This is a genomic window from Endobacterium panacihumi, assembly GCF_050847465.1.
Classification (GTDB): Bacteria; Pseudomonadota; Alphaproteobacteria; order Rhizobiales; family Rhizobiaceae; genus Neorhizobium; species Neorhizobium panacihumi.
This window is the reverse complement of the sequence record NZ_JBOZRA010000001.1, coordinates 1,950,765-1,968,448: the sequence shown is the minus strand read 5'-3', so window position 1 is coordinate 1,968,448 and position 17,684 is coordinate 1,950,765. Positions and strand designations below refer to the sequence as shown.

The 17,684-nt window shown below is 59.8% G+C and carries 21 protein-coding genes; 10 read left to right on the top strand and 11 right to left on the bottom strand.

Annotation, left to right across the window (positions count from 1 at the left end):
• Positions 1–55: 55 nt before the first annotated feature.
• Together ACRQ1B_RS09805 and ACRQ1B_RS09800 are read right to left on the bottom strand one after the other, a co-directional pair.
• Entirely contained in the window at positions 56–742 is a 687-nt protein-coding gene (locus ACRQ1B_RS09805) for a response regulator (RefSeq protein ID WP_432293386.1), read from the bottom strand.
• Between the two features lie 113 nt (positions 743–855).
• Positions 856–1,251 (bottom strand): hypothetical protein, encoded by a 396-nt coding sequence (locus tag ACRQ1B_RS09800; RefSeq protein WP_432293859.1) that lies wholly within the window; start codon positions 1,249–1,251, stop codon positions 856–858.
• Positions 1,252–1,395: 144 nt separating this feature from the next.
• Between ACRQ1B_RS09800 and ACRQ1B_RS09795 the strand changes: the two genes are divergently transcribed.
• Entirely contained in the window at positions 1,396–1,740 is a 345-nt protein-coding gene (locus ACRQ1B_RS09795; RefSeq protein WP_432293385.1) for a DUF952 domain-containing protein, read from the top strand.
• A 4-nt stretch (positions 1,741–1,744) separates the two neighbouring features.
• Positions 1,745–2,833: a quinone-dependent dihydroorotate dehydrogenase gene (locus ACRQ1B_RS09790; protein WP_432293384.1), complete on the top strand. Its 1,089-nt coding sequence runs from the start codon at positions 1,745–1,747 to the stop codon at positions 2,831–2,833.
• Here the strand turns inward: ACRQ1B_RS09790 and ACRQ1B_RS09785 are convergent.
• From ACRQ1B_RS09785 to ACRQ1B_RS09775, 3 genes are read right to left on the bottom strand one after another with little or no spacing between them, the layout of a single operon-like run.
• Positions 2,809–4,179, bottom strand: a complete 1,371-nt coding sequence (locus tag ACRQ1B_RS09785; RefSeq protein WP_432293383.1) for an MATE family efflux transporter — start codon at positions 4,177–4,179, stop codon at positions 2,809–2,811. The two genes, ACRQ1B_RS09790 and ACRQ1B_RS09785, sit on opposite strands and share 25 nt — an antisense overlap.
• A gap of 32 nt (positions 4,180–4,211) precedes the next feature.
• Positions 4,212–4,697, bottom strand: coding sequence for a CAP domain-containing protein (locus ACRQ1B_RS09780; RefSeq protein ID WP_432293382.1), 486 nt, complete (start codon positions 4,695–4,697; stop codon positions 4,212–4,214).
• A 1-nt stretch (position 4,698) separates the two neighbouring features.
• Complete coding sequence (locus ACRQ1B_RS09775; RefSeq protein WP_432293381.1) at positions 4,699–4,965, bottom strand: DUF6460 domain-containing protein; 267 nt, start codon at positions 4,963–4,965, stop codon at positions 4,699–4,701.
• A 269-nt stretch (positions 4,966–5,234) separates the two neighbouring features.
• On the opposite strand from ACRQ1B_RS09775, the gene ACRQ1B_RS09770 reads away from it, so the two are divergent.
• The 6 genes from ACRQ1B_RS09770 (at position 5,235) to ACRQ1B_RS09745 (ending at position 12,144) form a co-directional block, all read left to right on the top strand.
• Positions 5,235–6,164, top strand: a complete 930-nt coding sequence (locus ACRQ1B_RS09770) for a class I SAM-dependent DNA methyltransferase (RefSeq protein ID WP_432293380.1) — start codon at positions 5,235–5,237, stop codon at positions 6,162–6,164.
• 102 nt (positions 6,165–6,266) lie between these two features.
• The gene (locus ACRQ1B_RS09765) at positions 6,267–6,917 is read left to right on the top strand and encodes a YitT family protein (protein ID WP_432293379.1); all 651 of its coding nucleotides are present in this window, start codon (positions 6,267–6,269) and stop codon (positions 6,915–6,917) included.
• A gap of 2 nt (positions 6,918–6,919) precedes the next feature.
• The gene (locus ACRQ1B_RS09760; protein WP_432293378.1) at positions 6,920–7,564 is read left to right on the top strand and encodes a YitT family protein; all 645 of its coding nucleotides are present in this window, start codon (positions 6,920–6,922) and stop codon (positions 7,562–7,564) included.
• A 41-nt stretch (positions 7,565–7,605) separates the two neighbouring features.
• Positions 7,606–10,128 (top strand): ligase-associated DNA damage response DEXH box helicase, encoded by a 2,523-nt coding sequence (locus ACRQ1B_RS09755; protein WP_432293377.1) that lies wholly within the window; start codon positions 7,606–7,608, stop codon positions 10,126–10,128.
• Positions 10,129–10,322: 194 nt separating this feature from the next.
• On the top strand, positions 10,323–11,051 hold the full coding sequence (pdeM, locus tag ACRQ1B_RS09750; protein WP_432293376.1) for a ligase-associated DNA damage response endonuclease PdeM: 729 nt from the start codon (positions 10,323–10,325) through the stop codon (positions 11,049–11,051).
• Between the two features lie 157 nt (positions 11,052–11,208).
• On the top strand, positions 11,209–12,144 hold the full coding sequence (locus ACRQ1B_RS09745; protein WP_432293375.1) for a hypothetical protein: 936 nt from the start codon (positions 11,209–11,211) through the stop codon (positions 12,142–12,144).
• 3 nt (positions 12,145–12,147) lie between these two features.
• On the opposite strand, the gene ACRQ1B_RS09740 is transcribed toward ACRQ1B_RS09745, so the two are convergent.
• From ACRQ1B_RS09740 to ACRQ1B_RS09730, 3 genes are all read right to left on the bottom strand, one after another.
• On the bottom strand, positions 12,148–12,585 hold the full coding sequence (locus ACRQ1B_RS09740) for a universal stress protein (protein ID WP_432293374.1): 438 nt from the start codon (positions 12,583–12,585) through the stop codon (positions 12,148–12,150).
• 51 nt (positions 12,586–12,636) lie between these two features.
• A complete protein-coding gene (locus ACRQ1B_RS09735; RefSeq protein ID WP_432293373.1) occupies positions 12,637–13,569 on the bottom strand; it encodes an alpha/beta hydrolase family protein in 933 nt (310 codons plus the stop codon).
• An 87-nt stretch (positions 13,570–13,656) separates the two neighbouring features.
• Positions 13,657–14,217 (bottom strand): dihydrofolate reductase family protein, encoded by a 561-nt coding sequence (locus tag ACRQ1B_RS09730; protein ID WP_432293372.1) that lies wholly within the window; start codon positions 14,215–14,217, stop codon positions 13,657–13,659.
• Between the two features lie 93 nt (positions 14,218–14,310).
• Between ACRQ1B_RS09730 and ACRQ1B_RS09725 the strand changes: the two genes are divergently transcribed.
• The gene (locus ACRQ1B_RS09725) at positions 14,311–14,814 is read left to right on the top strand and encodes a winged helix-turn-helix transcriptional regulator (RefSeq protein ID WP_432293371.1); all 504 of its coding nucleotides are present in this window, start codon (positions 14,311–14,313) and stop codon (positions 14,812–14,814) included.
• Positions 14,815–14,829: 15 nt separating this feature from the next.
• On the opposite strand, the gene ACRQ1B_RS09720 is transcribed toward ACRQ1B_RS09725, so the two are convergent.
• Both ACRQ1B_RS09720 and ACRQ1B_RS09715 read right to left on the bottom strand, forming a co-directional pair.
• Positions 14,830–15,549 carry an anti-sigma factor gene (locus tag ACRQ1B_RS09720; RefSeq protein ID WP_432293370.1) on the bottom strand — a complete coding sequence of 240 codons (720 nt, stop codon included), beginning with the start codon at positions 15,547–15,549 and terminating at the stop codon, positions 14,830–14,832.
• Positions 15,546–16,100, bottom strand: a complete 555-nt coding sequence (locus ACRQ1B_RS09715) for a sigma-70 family RNA polymerase sigma factor (RefSeq protein WP_432293858.1) — start codon at positions 16,098–16,100, stop codon at positions 15,546–15,548. Before ACRQ1B_RS09715 ends, ACRQ1B_RS09720 begins: the two co-directional genes overlap by 4 nt.
• 280 nt (positions 16,101–16,380) lie before the next feature.
• On the opposite strand from ACRQ1B_RS09715, the gene ACRQ1B_RS09710 reads away from it, so the two are divergent.
• Positions 16,381–17,169 (top strand): DUF4394 domain-containing protein, encoded by a 789-nt coding sequence (locus ACRQ1B_RS09710; RefSeq protein ID WP_432293369.1) that lies wholly within the window; start codon positions 16,381–16,383, stop codon positions 17,167–17,169.
• A 75-nt stretch (positions 17,170–17,244) separates the two neighbouring features.
• Here ACRQ1B_RS09710 and ACRQ1B_RS09705 read toward each other — a convergent pair whose 3' ends face one another.
• Entirely contained in the window at positions 17,245–17,640 is a 396-nt protein-coding gene (locus ACRQ1B_RS09705) for a YunG family protein (protein ID WP_432293368.1), read from the bottom strand.
• Between the last annotated feature and the right edge of the window lie 44 nt (positions 17,641–17,684).

Here is a 17,684-nt window from a genome sequence, read left to right as displayed (position 1 = left end):
GAGTAAAGGCTGAAAGGAATAAAATCCTGTCTTCGGCGCGTGTTATCGTCGTGGATCAAGCGACCATGGCGAGATTGACCTGTCCGAGCTTGATGACCGCCTGCGTGCGACTGTCGACATTGAGTTTCAGCAGGATGGCGGAAACATGCGCCTTGATCGTCGCTTCGGACACACCGAGCGCATAGGCGATCTGTTTGTTCAGCAGTCCCTTGCCGAGCATAGTGAGAACCTTGCTCTGCTGCGGGGTCAGCGTTTTCATCCGCTCCATCAGCTCTGTCATGGCCGGGTCCGAAGAGGTCTTCTGCGCCGCGCCCGCTGCCCCGCTCCAGATGCCGCCATCAAGCACGGTTTCGACGGCCATGCGGATATCGGTGAGCCCGGCGGATTTGGAAATGAAACCGGAAGCGCCAAGTTCCAGCGCCCGGCTGATCGTGGCGCTGTCGTCACTCGCGGAAACCACGATGACCGGCAGACCGGGGAATTCAGAGCGCAGCGCCGTCAGCCCGGAGAAACCGGAAACGCCGGGCATGTTGAGGTCGAGCAGCATCAGGTCGATATCCACCTGCTCGCCTGCCGCCTTGCGGGCCGTCTCGAAATCGCCGGCCTCGATAATGGTCTGCGTGTCGCCGATATCGTTCACCGCCTGCCGCAGCGCGCCGCGAAACAGGGGGTGATCATCCGCAATGATCATTGTCAGTGTCTGGGTGAGTGCCTGCATGCCCACGCCGCCTCCCAACAGCATAGTCTGCCTAATCTCCTCGCCATATTTCTAATACTGAGAACCGTTCAGCACAAGGGCTTGTGCCGCCAGACTTCACAACTGTCAGTTCCGATCCGTCTCAGACGTGACACAGGTCAGGTGCGGTTCGGCGTCGTCTGCTGCCGTTCCTCCTCCTGGAACTCCTGTACGAGGCCGAAAAACCGCCGCATGAAACGCTCCATGATCGACAGCGAGGTCTCTATCTCGTCTTCCGAAGGCACGCCCGGTTTGGCGGTGGTCGTTCCCGGCTGCTTTTCCAGCGCGGTCACGCGTTTTTCCAGAAGGTCGAGTTCCTTTTCATAGGCCGCGCGCTCATCGGCGGCCATGCGGCAGGTGAGTGCGCCGCCTTCGTCGCGGCACAGCGTCAGTGCGCCGGTTTCCGTGTCCAGCCGCACAAAACCGCTTTCGGTCTTTTCCAGCCGGAAGCGGTTCTGGTTGCCATCTTGCGCGAGGGCAGGCCAGGCAGCGGGAAGAACAAACGTCGCAGCCATGCCAAACGCGGCCCATGTCGTGGTGTGTCGAAACATGTCTGTCTCCTGTTTTTCTAACTCAGTTTGCCGATGGATTGACCTTCGCCATAGACAAACCGCCGCCATTGCGGCAAAGCCTCGGCAAACAATCATGGCCGGGAACGTATGATGAGCGACGTAATCTACAAGATCGTGACGGAAGACCTGTGGCTTGATGCCAAGGGAAAAGGCGTTTTTGATGGCGCGCCGATCGATCTTGCCGATGGCTATATTCATTTCTCCACCGCAGCTCAGGCGCAGGAAACCGCGGACAAGCATTTTGCCGGCCAGACCAGCCTTCTTCTGCTGGCCGTTGATGCCGATCAGCTGGGTGAAAAGCTTGTCTGGGAACCGTCGCGCGGCGGTGCTCTTTTCCCGCATCTTTATGCTCCCCTGCCGCTGAAAGCCGTCCTGTGGGAAAAACCTTTGACCATCGGCGCCGATGGCCGCCACCTGTTTCCGGAGATTTGATGTCATGATGGGCTTTTTGAAAAGCGCGACCCGCCGCGGTCTTTTCCTCCTCGATCCGGAAGCGGCGCACGGCATGTCGATCACGGCGCTGAAGACAGGCCTCGTTCCATCCTGCGCGGCCAAGGCAGATCCGCGCCTGCGCGTCAGCCTTGCCGGTCTCGAATTCCCCAATCCGGTCGGTCTCGCCGCCGGTTACGACAAGAATGCCGAAGTGCCGGAAGCGCTGCTGAAACTCGGCTTCGGCCATGTCGAGGTCGGCACGCTGACGCCCAAGGCACAGGCGGGCAACCCGAAACCGCGCCTGTTCCGTCTGGTCGAGGACGAAGCCGTCATCAACCGGTTCGGTTTCAACAACGAGGGCCATGAACCGGCCTTTCAGCGCCTCTCAAAGATCCGCCGCAGCGGCATTATCGGCGTCAATATCGGCGCCAACAAGGATGCCACGGATCGGATCGCCGATTACGTGACCGGCATCCGCCGCTTCAACGCGGTCGCTTCTTATTTCACCGCCAACATTTCCTCGCCCAACACGCCCGGCCTGCGTGATCTGCAGGCGCGTGAAAGCCTCGCCGCGCTGCTGTCGGCCGTCATCGCCGCCCGTGACGAGGAAGCGCAAAAATCCGGCCGCAAGGTTCCGGTCTTCTTGAAGATCGCCCCGGACCTCACCGAAGAGGGCATGGACGATATCGCCGCCGAAGTGCTGGCGCATCAGCTGGATGGCCTGATCGTCTCCAACACTACGCTGTCGCGCGATGATCTGATCGATCAGGCACAGGCCGGCGAGGCGGGTGGCCTGTCCGGCAAGCCGCTGTTTGCGCGTTCCACGGCGGTTCTGGCAAAGATGCGCCAGAAGGTCGGCAAGGACTTGGCCATCATCGGTGTCGGTGGTGTGTCGTCGGCCGATACAGCGCTGGAAAAGATCAGGGCAGGGGCCGATCTCGTGCAGCTTTATTCCTGCATGGTTTATGAAGGTCCGGCGCTTGCCGGCCGTGTCGTTTCCGGCCTGTCAAAACTGCTGGATCGCGAGCAGGTCAATTCGGTACGCGACCTGCGCGACAGCCGCGTCGATCACTGGGCGGCAGCAAAACTCTGACGCGCCTTTGATGGCAGCATGGCGAGAAGAAACAGGCCGCGCAGACCGAGGAAAAGGTTGAGCGCGATCCACAGGCCATGATTGCCGAAGGCCGGCACCAGAACGGCGACGGCCAGACAGAAACCCGCGAGCGATGCCAGCATCATGTTGCGCATCGCTCGCGACCATGTTGCACCAATAAACACGCCGTCGAGCTGGAAGGCGAGCGCGCCGGTCAGGCCCGTCAGTGCCGCCCAGCCGAGATGGCTCATGGCTTCAGTCCGGACTTCCGGCGATGTGGTCAGCAGATCGATCATGCTGGATCCAAACATCATGAAGAACAGCGCCAGCAGACCCGCCATCGCAAACGACCACAGGGCCGTCAGTTTTAGCGCCCGGTCGAAGGCCGGCCGGTAACGCGCGCCGACGGATCGTCCCGCCAGTTGTTCGGCAGCACCCGCCAGCCCGTCGAGAAAAAACGAGCAGAGCATGAACACGTTCATCAGCACGGCATTGGCGGCCAGCGTCACGGCGCCAAAGCTGGAGCCGACGCGGGTCATGATCGCATAGGCGCAATTGAGCACCAGCGAACGGATGAGAATGTCGGCATTGAGCTGGAAAAGCGCCTTCAGCCGGTCGCGGTCAAGAATGTCAGCCCGGTTCGGCCGGCTGCCCGGCATTCTGGTAAACTGCCGGAAAATGATGACGAGGCCGGTGATCGCACCGATCGTTTCCGCACAGGCCGTTCCCCATGCAACGCCATCGACGCCCCAGCCGAGATGAAGGCCGAGATAGATCGACAGGATGATATTGCTGCCATTGATGACGACCTGCAGAAACAGCCCCGTCGTGCCCTGACCGCGCCCCAGCACATAGCCCAGAATGGCAAAATTGATGAAGGTCATCGGGCTGCTGAGCACACGGATGCCGAAATAGTGGCGGGTGACATCGGCGACGCTCACATCATCGGTCATCAATCCGGGTGCGTAGGCGAGGATCAGCGGCGTCGCCATCAGCATCAGCAGGCCAAGCCCGATGGCGCTGATGAAGGCGCGCCAGAACACCGCCTGTTCTTCCCGAGAGTCGCCACGGCCAAATGCCTGCGCCGTCAATCCGGTCGTGGAGGTGCGAAAAAAGCTGAGGCTGCCAAAAATGAGGTCGAACAGGATGGCACCAATGGCAAGTCCGGCAAGGGCTGCGGGATCACCCAAACGCCCAACCACGCCGGTGGCGGTCAGGCCCAGAAGAGGTGTGGTGAGAAAGCCGAGCGTCATCGGCACGGCGATGGACAGCACGCTTTTGTGGGTGACGTCGAAGGGCCGCACGGCTGATCCGTCCGTGGAATGTCCGACCGCCTGCTGCCCCATCGTTTCAGCGCTCCCGCGCGGTCTTTACGTCTTCAGCTTGAAAGGATCATCGACCAGTAAGGCCGTCCGTCCTTGGCATAGGCCACGGCAACACCGAGGCCGCTATAGGAACCCAGCATGTTCTTGAGGTGCTTTGGGCTGTCGATCCAGGCCTGAACGGCGCGTTCGACTTCGTTCTGGCCGCTGGCGATGTTTTCCGCCGCCGGCAGAGTCACGTCGCTGGCCTTCATGCGGTTGTAAAAACTGTCGCCGAGCCCGATCAGGTGCTGCATTTCGTCGGCCTTGGCCATGCGCACGGCCTGAACGGCCGCCGCCTTGCGCGAAGCGTTGACGCTGGAAAGCGAGGACAGGCCATTCTTTTTGCGCAGCTCGTTGACCAGCGGCAGCGCCGCCGCCGTCTGGTCGGTGGCCCCCGGCGTCGGCGCCAGCACGCTGACGGTAGAACAGCTTGCCAAGGCAAGGCCCATGCCGGAAAGAACGAGAAAGCCCCGCCGCGAAGGTGTCAGAAATTGCGTCATGTCAGCGCCGGAAACTCATCAGCCGCAGCACGACAAAGATCGGGATGACCACGATCGCGCCGAGCAGCAGATAGTTGCCGACCGTGCCGAGCGCCTCAAAACCGTTGTACCAGATATCGAGGAAATGATAGCGGATGCTGCCGATGATGTTGTCGGGCGTATAACCGAGCCAAGCCAGAACGACACCGACGATCAGGCAGACGACGACGAGCTTGATGGCGGTACGGCCGGGGGAGTCACCGAGGAAACTGTTCACGGAAGCGGTCATCCTTGTTCATCTGGCTTGTTCATCTGCGGGGGTGCGAAAGACATAATGTCCGCGTTGTCGCACCGCAAGCATGTCTAGCGCATCGACCCGAAAACCGGAACGGTTTTTGGAAAGTACGATGCGCCACTCTAAAATGTTACAGCGTCCTTGGTGCGCCAGACATGGCGCACCAAGGACGCTGTAAACTGTATGGCTCCTCCTCAGATAGAACTTGAGTTTTTTTATGACTTGCGCGAGATGGCGCAACTCCAATGAAAGTCATGCCGCCCATGAGTGCGAGCCAGTTCTCTTCCGGCGATGTCATCGCCGACCGCCGTGCCGATTATGCCCGCATGCTCAGTGAGAGCGATGAATTTTCAGCCGCCGCCGAACTGATGGAACAGGCGCTGGAAATCACCCCGACATGGGCGGCCGGCTGGTTCCGGCTCGGCGAATATCGCGAAAAGGCCGGGCTGACCGAACCGGCTGTTTCCGCCTATCGAGAAACGCTGGCGCTCGACCCGGACGACGTGTTTGCCGCTGCGCTGAAACTGGCGCTTCTGGGCGCCGAAGAGGTGCCGGAACAACCGCCGAGCCGTTATGTCGAAAGCCTGTTCGACGATTACGCCGACCGTTTCGACACGGCATTGGTCGAAAAGCTCGAATATTCGGTTCCCGGCAAACTTGCGGCGCTGGTCAGGCCGCATGCACCTTTTGCCAGTGTGGTCGATCTCGGCTGCGGCACCGGCCTTTTTGGCGCGGAAATCCGTGACGTAGCGACCCGTCTCGAAGGTTTCGACATTTCCGCCAACATGCTGGCGCGCGCCGAACGAAAGGAGCTTTATGACCATCTCGGCCAGTCCGACCTGACGCTGCCCGCAGACGAATCCGGCCTGTTCGAGGGGCAGGCACACCATCGCGCTGACCTCGTCTCCGCTGCCGATGTGCTGATGTATCTCGGTTCGCTGGAAACGGTGTTTCCGCTGGTGACCGAACTTCTGACCGCCGATGGTCTGTTCGCCTTTTCGGTCGAGGATGCCGGCGAGGGCAACGGTTTCGTTCTGCGGGAATCGATGCGTTATGCGCATGCGCAGGATTACATTCTCGGCCTTTTGCAGACCTATGGCTTCGAACTGATCGAAAGCGAAAAAACAGTCATTCGCATGGATGGCGGCTATGCCATCCATGGCATTCTGTTTCTGTCGCGAAAAGCCGCTTGAACGGCGCTTTCTTGCGTTTTGCTTATGAACGATCACGCCCTGTTGATGACGCTTGATGAAGGCGCTATCGCGATGCACAATCATCGAAAAAAGGGGAATGAATTGGCCGAAGAACAGAGCGTGCAAAAACGCCGGCTGGGCTTTTACAGCCTCGATCCGGCACGCCATACCAAGCTGGAAGATGCGCAGGGTATCTTTATCAGCGCCATGGTCGCCGCACTCGGTCTGTATTTTCTCAGCCAGGCCGGGTTTCTGACCAGCGGCACCGCCGGCGTTGCGTTTCTGCTGCATTACGCCTTCGACATCCCCTTCGGCGTGCTGTTTTTCGTCGTCAATCTTCCTTTCTATTACCTGTCGTTCAAACGCCTCGGCATCGGCTTCTCCTTCAAGACCTTTATCGCCATCCTGATGGTTTCCTTCATCACGGAGCTTGAGCGCAAATTCATCGTCATCCAGCATCTCGATCCGTTCTGGGCAGCGCTTCTCGGCGGCATCCTCATCGGTTTCGGCCTGCTTGGCCTTTATCGGCATCGCGCCTCGCTCGGCGGCATCGGCATTTTGGCCATCTATATTCAGGATCGTTTCAAGATCCCCGCCGGCCTTGTGCAACTGGCCTTCGACCTCTGCGTCATGGCCGCCGCCTTTTTCGTGGTCAGCCCGATGACGGTGCTGTGGTCGCTGCTCAGCGCCGTGGTGCTGAACCTGCTGCTCACCATCAACCACCGGTCCGACCGATATATCGCGGTGCGCTGACCATGGCCGATGCGACGGATAAAAAGAGCCCGATCGGCTTCTGGGCCTCGACCTCGGAAAAACACTCGATCATCGAGGATGTGCAGGGCGTTGTTGCCGGCTCCATGCTGGCGGCGCTTGGCGTCACCATGCTGTCGGCCGCGCATCTGATGATCGGGGGCACCGCCGGTCTTGGTTTTCTTCTGCGTTATTCGGTCGATGTCAGTTTCGGCACTGCCTTCTTTCTCCTGAACCTGCCGTTCTATTGGCTGGCCTACAAACGCCTCGGCCTCGTCTTCACGATCAAGACCTTTTCCGCCGTGGCGCTCACCTCGCTCCTGTCGGGCCTACTGCCAAAACTGATCGGTTTTTCCACCATCGAACCGATCACCGCTGCCCTGTTCGGTGGTCTGCTGATTGGCTGCGGCATGCTTGTCCTCTTCCGTCACCGCGCTTCGCTCGGCGGTTTTGGCATTCTGGCGCTCTATCTGCAGGATCGTTTCGGCTGGCGTGCGGGCTTCGTGCAGCTCGGCCTGGATTGCGTCGTGCTGTTTTTGTCCTTCTTCGTTGCGAGCCCGTTTGTCATCGCCTGCTCGGTTCTGGCGGCACTGGCACTGAACCTCACGCTTGCGATCAATCACCGTACGGATCGTTACATCGTCAGGTAACTGCTCTTCATTTCCGCAAGTGAAAGCTTATCTTTCATGGCGTGGATCGCATCGAACCAAAATTTTCCGGCAATCAGGCCGTCACGCTGCCCCGGCCATTCGTAAAATGGTTTTCGGAAAAGGGCTGGCAGCCGCGCGCTCATCAGCTGGAGCTTCTGGCCCGCGCGCAAGCCGGCGAAAACATGCTGCTGATCGCGCCGACGGGTGCGGGCAAGACGCTGGCCGGTTTCCTGCCGTCGCTCACCGATCTCGTAGCGCGTGGAAAAATCCCGCCCGGCTCGGCCTTCACCGGCATCCACACGCTCTACATTTCGCCGCTGAAAGCGCTGACGGTCGATATCGAACGCAATCTGATGAAGCCGGTCACCGAGATGGGACTGGCGGTGACGGTCGAAAACCGCACCGGCGACACGCCGCAGGCCAAACGTCAGCGCCAAAAACTCAATCCGCCGGATATCCTGCTGACCACACCGGAACAGGTGGCGCTGCTGCTGGCCAACAAGGAAGCGGAGCGGTTCTTCAAGGACCTGAAATACGTGGTCCTCGACGAACTGCATTCGCTCGTGACCTCGAAACGTGGCCATCTTCTTTCGCTCGGCCTCGCCCGCCTGCGCAAACATGCACCAAAAATGCAAACGATCGGACTTTCCGCCACGGTCGCCGATCCAATGGGCCTGCAGCGCTGGCTTGTTCCGCAAGGTGAAACCCCATCACCGCCCGCCGGCCTTGTGCACGTGACGGGCGGTGCCGCCCCCGACATCACCATTTTAGGCACCGACAGCCGCATACCCTGGTCCGGACACGTCTCCACCTATGCCATCCCGGAGGTCTATGAGGAGATCAAACGCCACAAGACCACGCTGATCTTCGTCAACACCCGTTTTCAGGCCGAACTGCTGTTCCAGACACTCTGGACCATCAATGAGGACAATCTGCCCATCGCCTTGCATCACGGTTCGCTCGATGCCGGCCAGCGTCGCAAGGTGGAAGCCGCGATGGCGGACAACAGGCTCCGCGCCGTCGTCGCCACCTCGACGCTCGACATGGGCATCGACTGGGGCGATATCGATCTCGTCGTCCATGTCGGCGCACCCAAGGGCGCGTCGCGGCTCGCCCAGCGCATCGGCCGCGCCAATCACCGCATGGACGAGCCGTCCAAAGCCATCCTCGTGCCAGCCAACCGGTTCGAAGTGATGGAATGTCAGGCAGCCCTCGATGCCAATTATATCGGCGCGCAGGATACGCCGCCGGTGGGCGAGGGCGCGCTCGATGTGCTGGCCCAGCATGTGCTCGGCATGGCCTGCGCCGAACCCTTCGATCCGGTCGAATTATATGACGAGATCACCTCGGCCTCGCCTTACGCCGGCCTGACATGGGAAATGTTCGAACGCATCGTCGAATTTGTCGCCACCGGCGGATATGCGCTGCGCACCTATGAGCGCTATGCAAAAATTCGGAAAATGGAGGATGGCCGCTGGCGGGTCTCCAATCTGCAGATCGCCCAGCAATACCGCATGAATTTGGGTACGATCGTCGAGGCCGCCGAACTCAACGTTCGGCTCGTCAAGCGCAATGCCAAGGGCACGCTCGGCAGAGGCGGCATGTCGCTCGGCAAGGTGGAAGAGTATTTTCTGGAACAGCTGGTGCAGGGTGACACCTTTCTGTTTGCCGGAAAAGTGCTGCGGTTCGAAGGCATCCGCGAAAACGAATGCCTCGTCTCCAACGCCTTTTCGCTGGATCCGAAAATTCCCGCCTATGCTGGCGGCAAATTCCCGCTGACCACCTATCTGGCCGATCAGGTGCGCGCCATGCTGGCCGATCCCGATCGCCGTTTGGCCTTGCCGGATCAGGTCCGCGACTGGTTATCCATCCAGCTCGAACGTTCCATGTTGCCGAAACAGGACGAACTCCTGATCGAAACCTTTCCGCGCGGAAAACGCTTCTTTCTGATCGCCTATTGTTTCGAGGGGCGCCTCGCACACCAGACGCTCGGCATGCTGCTCACCCGCCGTCTGGAACGCGCCGGTGCTCGTCCTCTCGGTTTCGTCGCCACCGATTATTCGCTGGCCATCTGGGGGCTGAACGATCTGGGTGCGATGATCGCTGATGGAAGTCTGAGCCTGTCGGACCTGTTCGACGAGGACATGCTGGGCGATGATCTCGAAGCATGGCTGGACGAGAGCTACATGCTGAAGCGCACATTCCGCAATTGCGCCGTCATTTCCGGCCTGATCGAGCGCCGCCATCCCGGCAAGGAAAAGACCGGAAGGCAGGTGACCGTCTCGACCGATCTGATCTATGACGTGCTACGTTCTCACGAACCCGACCATGTGCTTCTGGAAGCAACAAGGCGTGATGCGGCAACGGGTCTTTTGGATATCGGCCGACTGGGGGATATGCTTGGTCGAATCAAAGGCCACATCACCCACCGTGACCTCGATCGTGTGTCGCCCTTGGCGGTGCCGATCATGCTGGAAATCGGCAAGGAGAGCGTGCCCGGCGAAGCGCAGGATGCGGTGTTGCAGGAAGCGGCCGATGAGTTGATTGCGGAGGCTGGATTGTAGGGATGCGGGTGGGAATTGCCCCTCACCCTAACCCTCTCCCCGTCTGGACGGGGAGAGGGGACATGCCCCGTTCTTCCTCGATGATTGAGGCAAGGCGGTGTGGCATATTCCTTCTCCCCGCTTGCGGGGAGAAGGTGGCGGCAGCCGGATGAGGGGCTTCCCTCCCTGAGAGATGTGAGAAAGACGAACCGACCTTGATGCACCGACTGGGCCTTGCTGCCCGCACAACGATCACCACTGCCCCCGCCACCGAGGACATTCTTGTCCACGGCGTAGCAGCCGTGTGTGATCCGCTGGGCGGTCTCTACCTGCCGGAAACACAAACCCTCGTCGTCTCGGACCTGCATCTGGAAAAAGGCGCCGCCTTCGCGCGCCGCGGCATGATGTTGCCGCCCTATGACACGATTGCCACGCTCAACATTCTCGCCGCCGTCATCGCCCGGTATGATCCCAAAATGGTGGTCTCGCTCGGCGACAATTTTCACGATCGTCGCGGCTCCGAATTCCTGCCCGCCGACCTGCGCGTGATGATATCGGACATGGCGCGCGGTCGCGACTGGATCTGGATCAACGGCAACCACGATCCCGACGGCACCACAGATCTGCCCGGCATCAGCACCGACGAGCTCGTTTATGGTGGCCTCGTATTCCGCCACGAACCGAGTCTCATCTCGGGCAAAGGCGAGGTGGCCGGCCACCTGCATCCGTCCGCCACCGTTCGCCGCCGCGAAAAATACGTGCGCCGTCCGTGTTTCGCCACCGATGGCCATCGCTTGCTGATGCCGGCTTTCGGCGTTCTGGCCGGTGGGCTGGATCTGAACCACAAGGCCATGCAGGGCATTTTTGCGCGTGAAACGCTGGTGGCGCATCTGCTTGGTCGTGATCGGATTTATTCGGTGCGCTATGGTAATCTTATGGGGTGAGTTGCGGTCGGGCAAAGCCCGAGCAATCGATCCAGTGGATCGATTGCAGCAACGAACGCCCTGAGCCGAAGCGAAGGGCCGGGCAAGTATGTAAGCGCCCGCCAGGACAATGCAACCCCACCCTTGCCGGCCCTGACCGGTGCAATACATCGCTCCCATGTCCAAATCGAAATCCGCGCCCGCCAAAGCCAAACCGCTCTTTTATCCGTTCGATCATGCACCGCCTTCAGCCGAAGCGTGCCTTGACGCCGTCTATGAGGCATTTGCACATTACACGGTCGTCGCGCCCTTCTGTCGTCAGTGTTTTGAGCTGGAGCACGAACGGACGATTTTGCAGTCGCGCGATGTCCGCAAGGCCAATGCTGCAATCTTCGATATGATCTATTTCGAGCATCCGAACTGTTCGGGTGGCCCGGATACGTTCTGGCACTGGTTGCCGCGCGGGCTGGAACTGTGCTTTTTCAACGACCGCTTCACCACACCTTTTCCATATCAGATGATACGCCTCGGGCTTTCGGCTCTGCCGGAGCCGGAAATGCATGCCTTGCGGCAGCTGTTTGGCCGCATCATCCTCAACGTGCTGAAAGACTCCGATTGCACGCCGCTCGGTGTTGTGCCCGCGATGGAAAATACCCGTCTGCGGGATGCCTATCTTGAAGGTGTAATGCAGGATGTCTTTGTCATCCTGATCCTGCTGCGGACCGATCCGGTGGATGTTCTCAATATCTTTCTCGACAGCGACCGGAAGCAAGTCTGGAGCGTCGTCCAAGAGCTCGGCACCCGCGGCAGCTCTTTCTTTGACGATAACAGCTATTATGCCCTTTACGACGATAAAGACGAGACGGCCATGCGCGAGGCAGTCGCCGCTTTGCATCGCCGCACCCGCGCCGAAATGTTTCGGCTGGTCGACCGCCCGTTTCTCCTGCAAAAATGGATGGCCGCCAGCGAGACGGACCCCGATCTCGCCAGCGACCTCGCCGATCTGGAAGCGCTGTATGACGTCTACCACAATAGCCAGACGGACGAAGACCGGGCCGAGGACGAACGGCTGATGCGGATTGGCTTCAAACTCGATCCGCCGCCATCGGCATAATTATCACCGATAGACCAGAACCGGCGTCTTGGTCAGCGCCAGAACTTTCAGCGTCACGCTGCCCAGCATGAAGGCCGAAATGCCCGAACGCCCGCGCGAACCGATGGCGATCAGGTCACATTCGTGTTTGGCTGACACATCGACGATGACCTGCGCCGGGTTGGTGCTGGTGATCTTTTCCACATCGACGCCCACACCGCGTTTTTCCGCAGCGGCTTTCGCATCGGCGAGGATCTCATCTGCCGCCTGATCCACCTGCCGATCATATTCGGCATAGGCGATTTCCAGGCCCGACGGGTTGAGCGTGATGGCCTGAAGCGGCTCCACCACCACCAGAACGGTCGCCTTTGCATTCATCTCGACAGCAAGGTCGAGCGCCTTTTCCAGCGCTTCGGTCGCCAGTTCCGAACCGTCGGTCGGGATCAGAATGTGTTTGTACATGGTGTCTCTCTCCTTGTCTTGGAAAGAGCATGATCCTGCGGTCGCAGTGCATCATTGACATTGCTCAAGCGCCGGTCGATGCCACGGATTCTCGGCATGTTGCAGCCAGCGGACGGTATCGCGCCAGAAGCCGTCGGCGTGGCGTGAATGGAAAAGGCTGAAATGCCCGATGGCATCCAGCCCGTAAAAGGATGGTTCCAGCAGAACTTCGATCTGCCGGGCGTGCGTATAGTAAGTCAATGTCCGCCGGATGGCGTCTTGCGTACCGAGCTCGTCGTCGCTCACCGCTACCGCCAGGATAGGCGCCGTCACGGCCGCGAAACGCGCAAGCACCTCGTCGCGTTCATGGGGCGGATGCGTCTCTTCCATCCGGGCTTTGCGAAAACTCCATTCATTGGCAACACCGGCCGGCAAATCCTCTAGCCATTGCAGACGGCTGCCGGGAAAATAGCCGAAAAGCGCCGTCAGGACCGGCATGGCGACATGCCATTTCAGGAAAAGCCGTGTCCGATGGGGGGCGGCATAATCGCGCCAATAGGCATATTGTGCGCCCATGGTCAGCATGCGGTCGATACGGCCCGCCAGCGGTGAAAGGCCGGGCAGGTAACCGCCTATGCTGTGGCCCACGACGTAAAGCGGCAAATCCGGCCGCCGCTCACTCATGAACCGCAGGGCTGCGTCAAAATCCTGCTCGCCCCAGTCTCGCCAGCGGTAACCGCAGCCACGCATCCGCTCCGGCCGCGATAGGCCTATGCCGCGGTAATCATAGGTCAGCACGTCGAACCCCTCGGCAGAAAGGAACTCGGCGTAATAATGATAATAGCGGGCAAGCACGCCGGTTGCCGGATTGACGATGACGCTGGCGATAGCCTGCCCTTTCGCCGGCCACAAATTCCCGCCAAGTTCGATCCCGTCCCGACATCGCAGCGTCAAGCTTTTGCCGACGGGGCGAGGACGCGCCGCGCGTGCTTCAATATCTGCCATGCGCCTCCTCCCCGAAGTCTTTTCAGGCATGACAGAAGATAACGGGCGACATGGCGGGCGCAATCAGACCAAAGAAGCAGGCCTTGCTCAAGCTGCTCCGGATAGCGAATAGGTCAGCAACACCGCGCCCTTTTGCGTGCTCTCGGTGGAAATCAGCTTTAGCGGCCGAAGTGCATCCGCCTTTTTGAACAGCGGATTGCCCTTGCCGATGAGAACCGGAACGATGCACAATCGGTATTCATCCACCAGCCCGGCCTCCAGCAGAGAGGCCACCAGTTCAGCACTGCCGAAGATGAAGATGGTCTTGCCGTCCTCCTGCTTCAGCCGCGTCAGTTCGGCCACCGGATCGCTGACGATACGAGTATTGTTCCATGCCGCCCGCGTCAGCGTTTTCGAAACTGCCAGTTTGGCGATGGAATTCATCATCTCCTTGATGCGGCCCGGCTCCTCCGCCTCTGGCCAGTATGCCGCCATGCCTTCATAGGTCTTGCGGCCGAACACGAGAAGATCGCCTTCCTCGCCGAATTTTTCCGAAAGCTTTTCAAGCTCCGGCCCCCATGCCTTTTCATGAAATGAAAGGTTCCAGGGTTTTTCCCCCTCGAAATAGCCATCCAGCGTCATCAGGTTCCAAACCACCAGCTTGCGCATGCCATCCTCCTCAGCAGGTTAACCGATTGCATTTTGAAACTGGTTGAAGGCTAGTGCAACCGATTGTAGAATGCAAGCGGTCTGGAGAATGGCATGGAAGACGAATTTCGATCGGGGTGCCCGATCAACCTGACGCTGGAGGTTCTGGGCGATCGCTGGAGCCTCATCGTCATCCGCGACATCATGTTCGGCAATCGCCGGCATTTTCGCGAGCTTCTGCAGAATTCGGAGGAAGGCATCGCCTCCAATATTCTCGCCAGCCGGCTGAAGCGGTTGCTGGAACGCGGTTTGCTGACGCGCACGGACGATCCGAGCCACAAGCAGAAGGCCATTTACAGCCTTACCGACATGTCGATCGGCCTGATCCCGATCTTCGCCGAAATGGGTGCCTGGGGAAACCGTTTTCTACCGGTCTCAGAAGAACTGTCCATCCGTGCGCAATTGCTGGAAGAGGGCGGTCGCCCGCTCTGGGATAATTTCATGCAGGAACTGCGCGTACTGCATCTGGGTGCCGCACGCGATCCGCAGAAACCCTCGGTGTTCGAACAGCTACAGGCTGCCTATCTCGACGTTGTTGCCCGCCGGCAAGGTGCCTGACGCGCCGTCAAAATCTCAGCGCGCCAGTTTGGCAAAGCCCTTGGCGAGGATCGGCCCTGTCGGCCGCCCTGTCGGCGAGCCGCCGGCCTGTTCCAGCGTGATCTCATAAAGTTGCGTATCCTGCGGCCTCGGCAGGGTCGAACCGCTCAGCGTCTTCGATTGCGATCCTTCCAGCAGGCCAAGCGACATCGGTCCCATTTCGCGAGACGGCAGGGTCCAGACCTGCATCGTCTTGTCTCCCGGCACGGCAAAATCGGTCAGCAGGCGAATGCTCGCGGTGTCGTTGCCAAAATCTTCAACCACCGCCTGCACATCACCGGACTCGTTCAACAGCACGGCGACGACCAGCGGCTCGATCGTTCGCGTCACGCTCCAGATCAGACCGCCCGCCAGAATCAGCGAGGCGGCCATTGCCGAAATCGCAGCCGCGCGCCAGCCGGATCGGGTATTGTCATTGCCCGCTGTTGGCAGGCGAGCGGAGACCGAACGGATGGAAGTGCTTTCGGCATTGTCCGGTAATCGCCTGTCGATCGCATTCCACAGGCCCGCTGAAACGCTGGCGGCCTCGATGCCGGTATCGAGCGGCAGAAAACGATCTCTTGCCTTGGAGACCGCGGCCGCCAGTTCGGCATCGCGCCCAATGGCCTCTTCGACGCCGGCGGCCTCTGCCTCGTCCAGAAGCCCGAGTACGTATTCGTCGGCGATTGTGGCAATGTTGGCGGGATCGATCTTCATGCCATGCACTCCCGCAGCGACAGAAGCCCGCGCCTTATCCATGATTTCGCGGTGCCGAGCGGCAGTTTCAGCCGGCCGGCGATTTCGCCATGGGTATACCCGCCGACATATGCCATCAGGATGCCACGTCTTTTGGTGTCATCCAGTCCGCCAAGGCATTCCTTCAGCCGGCTGTCACGGTCCAGCCTGTGCCAGGCCGCCATGATTTCTTCCTGCTGTTCGCTGTCCTGCAGGGCCTCCAGCCGGTCTTCGCCGACCAGATCCTCGCGTTTGCCATCGCGCAGCATGTTGAGGGCGCGGTTGCGGACGATCGCATAGATCCAGCCGCGCGCCGATCCGCGCTCGGGCGCGTATTGGTGGGCGTGGGTCCATATGCGGATAAAGGCTTCCTGCACCACTTCCTCGGCCAGATCCCGCCGCCGGACGATCCGCTGCGCCACCGCCACCAGCTTTCCGGCTTCGTGGTCAAAAATCTGGCGCAAGCCATTGCGGTCGCCCGAGGCGCAGGCGGCAAGTGCTGCTGCAAAATCCGTCGTCTGGTCTGTCGCCAAGGCCAAGCCGCTCTCTCCCCATGAGGATTCGCTTAGATGCGAATATTCCGTCTCTGCTGTTGCCACGGCTGACATGGGCACGTCCAGTCATCAAGGTTTCACACAGCCGTTATGTGGCCGCATATGGAAAACACCGCGCAGACGAAAACGGATGCAGCCAAAAAAATATTATTAAGCGCTGCATCCAGACGGCCCCTCCCGTGTGTCTGCCTTTCGAGAGAGCTGAAAAGGCCGCGTGCCAAAGCGCTCTCGAAGAGATCGAAACAAACGGGAGAAAGCCATGAACATCGCTCGCACCGCTCTGATCGCATCCACCATGCTTGCAGCCTCTGCCGTCACCGCATCCGCAGCACCCGTGCTCGGCCTTGCCGGAGACAAGACGCTGGTCATGTTCGACACATCCAAGCCCGAAGTCACGAAAACGATGGACGTCACCGGCGTCGATAAGCTGGTCGGCATCGATTTCCGCCCGGGCACCAAGACCGTGATCGGCGTCACGCCGGAACACGCGATCGTCTCCATCAATCTCGAAACCGGTGCCGCCACCGAAGTTGCCAAGATGGACAAGATGCTGACCATGACGGAAGCGCCGGTCGTCGTCGATTTCAACCCGATGGCCGACCGCCTGCGCTTCATGACCGGCACCACCAACCACCGCGTCCACCCGGATACCGGTGCCGTGACCGTCGATGGCGTTCTGGCCTATGAAGAGGGCGACATGCACAAGGGCGAAACGCCCAACATCGTTGCCGCCGCTTATACGAACTCGATCGGCAAGCCGGAAAAGACGGCGATGTACAATATCGACGCGACGATCGGTGCGCTGATCCAGCAGACCAAGCCGAATGACGGCACGCTGAAGGCAATCGGCAAGCTCGGCATCAAGGACAAGCCTGCCACCTACGCCTTCGATATCCAGGGTGAAGAGGGCGGCAAGAACACTGCTTATCTGGCCGCCGGCAAGATGCTCTACACGGTCAATCTGGAAACGGGTGCAGCCACTGAAGTCGGCGCGATCACCGGCACGGAGAACGAAATCCGCGACATCGCCATCCTGCCGGCCATGTGATTTTCGGCTGATATGCCCATCCGCAGCGGTGACGTTGCGGATGGGTGATGTCGGCCCATAACGTCACGTATAAGGTCAATTCTGTGAAATTCTGCTACGTCCAGCAAGGTGTGTTCTAACGCGCTCAAGAAGTATGCTGACCCGACGTACTGTCGCCTCGCCGTCATTTAGATTGTGGCGATCGAGAACCGTGAAATCGATCACATTGGCTCCGGGAGCGAATTGCTGCCAGCTAAGGTCGATATGATACCAGTGATTTCCAGCAGGCAGTGCATTCCAAAAATGAATGGCGTCGCGTTCATCGCTGGTTCGCACCGTGCCTTTGATAATCTCGGTTTCAGGGTAGAAATGTTGCACCACTCGGCATGTCGGATAGCATTGACCGAGAGCTGGATTGCCGGCTTGCTCAGCGGCCATAAACGATGTGTCGTTGCCCCACGATGCCTCAAGCGCCTCACGAAGGTGAAGCATGAAGTCCCGTCCACTCGACATTCTGCGCTGATCCTTGTGTGCTT